The sequence below is a fragment of the Curtobacterium sp. B18 genome (assembly GCF_000333375.1).
In the GTDB taxonomy this organism is placed as follows: domain Bacteria; phylum Actinomycetota; class Actinomycetes; order Actinomycetales; family Microbacteriaceae; genus Curtobacterium.
Genome location: NZ_BACZ01000069.1, coordinates 1 through 1,679, shown reverse-complemented (window position 1 = coordinate 1,679; position 1,679 = coordinate 1). Strand labels below are relative to the sequence as shown.

The following is a 1,679-nucleotide window of genomic DNA, read 5'->3' as shown; positions in this document are numbered from 1 at the left end:
GGACGACCGGCTGCAGCAGATGCTCGACGAGACTTCGCGGCGCTCCTGGCCGAGCACCCGGTGGGGTCCACCGCGCTGGACGCCGACGAGCCCGACGCGGCGGACGCGGGCGACGACGGATCGGACCCGGCGGACCCGGACGCGGCGCGCGTCTGACCTGTCAGGCTGCCAGGACGGCAGAGCCTCCGACACGTGCCCGGGTCCTGTCGCCGAGCGGGTCCATCGTCCTCGGCGCGCGCGGCAGGATGCGTTGAACCCGTCGGCGCGTTGACCGTTCTGGTTCGCGATTCCCGGGGTTCGCGAACCGGAACGGTCAGCGGCGGAATCGGGAACTGCCCTGGACCGCGCCCGACGACGGACCGGAGGCGCGGGGCGGCACCGAACCGCGCCTCCGGTCCGCAGCGGACCGTCCCGACCGAGACGGCGCGCAGCAGCGGTCCCTAGGCTCGGGTGCATGGTGGATGCGGTGGTCGTCGGAGCGGGGCCGAACGGACTCGCGGCGGCGGTGACGCTCGCACGCGCAGGGCTGTCGGTCGAGGTCGTCGAGCGCGGCGACACGATCGGCGGTGGCGCACGGACCGCCGAGCTGACGCTGCCCGGCTTCCGGCACGACGTGTGCTCCGCCGTGCACCCGATGGCGCTGCAGTCCGAGTTCTTCCGGCGCTTCCGGCTCGAGGACCGCATCGAACTCCGCCTGCCGGAGGTCCAGTACGGCCACCCGCTCGACGGTGGGCGCGCCGGCATCGCGTACCGGGACCTCGCCCGTACCGCGGAGTCGCTCGGCGTCGACGGTCCCGCGTTCCGGCAGCTCATGGCGCCCCTGTCCGGCAACGCCGACCAGGTCGCCGACTTCGCCACCGACGCGCTGCTGCACGTTCCTCGGCACCCCCTCACGGTCCTCCGGTTCGGACTCCGCGCCCTCGAGCAGGGAACGAGCGCGTGGAACCTCCGCTTCCGCGACGAGGTCGCGCCCGCCATGGTCTCCGGGGTCGCGGCGCACTCGATCCAGCACATGCCGTCCCTCTCCACCGCCGCCGCGGCACTGTCGCTCGGCTCCTACGCGCACGCCCGGGGCTGGCCGGTCCCGATCGGCGGCAGCCAGGCGATCGTCGACGCGCTCGCCGCGGACCTCGTCGCGCACGGCGGCCGGATCGAGACCGGTCGCGAGGTCCGCTCGCTCGGCGACCTCACGCCGGCCAAGGCGGTGCTGTTCGACACGAGCGTCCCCGGCATGCTGCGGATCGCGGGGAAGCAGATCCCGACGCCGCGGCGCGGGGCCCTCCGTCGGTTCCGGTTCGGCAACGCCGCCGCGAAGGTCGACTTCGCGCTCTCCGACCCGGTGCCGTGGACGAACGCGGCGCTCCGCGAGGCCGGCACCGTGCACATCGGCGGGACCCGTGCAGAGATCGCCGCTGCCGAGGGCGCGGTCGCGCGTGGTGCGCACGCCGAGCGGCCCTACGTGCTCGGTGCCGAGCCCACCGTGGTCGACCCGAGCCGCGCACCGGCCGGCAAGCACGTCTTCTGGGCCTACGCGCACGTGCCGGCAGGGTCCGACATCGACCAGACCGAGGCGATCACGCGGCAGATCGAGCGCTTCGCACCGGGGTTCCGCGACACCGTCCTGCAGTCGAGCAGCCGCACCGCGGTCGACATGGGCGCGTACAACCCGAACTACGTCG

The 1,679-nt window shown here is 74.3% G+C and carries 1 protein-coding gene; it reads left to right on the top strand.

Annotation, left to right across the window (positions count from 1 at the left end; translation table 11 throughout):
• Positions 1-454: 454 nt before the first annotated feature.
• Positions 455-1,679 (top strand): phytoene desaturase family protein (locus I5E_RS01945; RefSeq protein ID WP_022905517.1); only part of this gene is annotated, 1,225 nt, incomplete at its 3' end.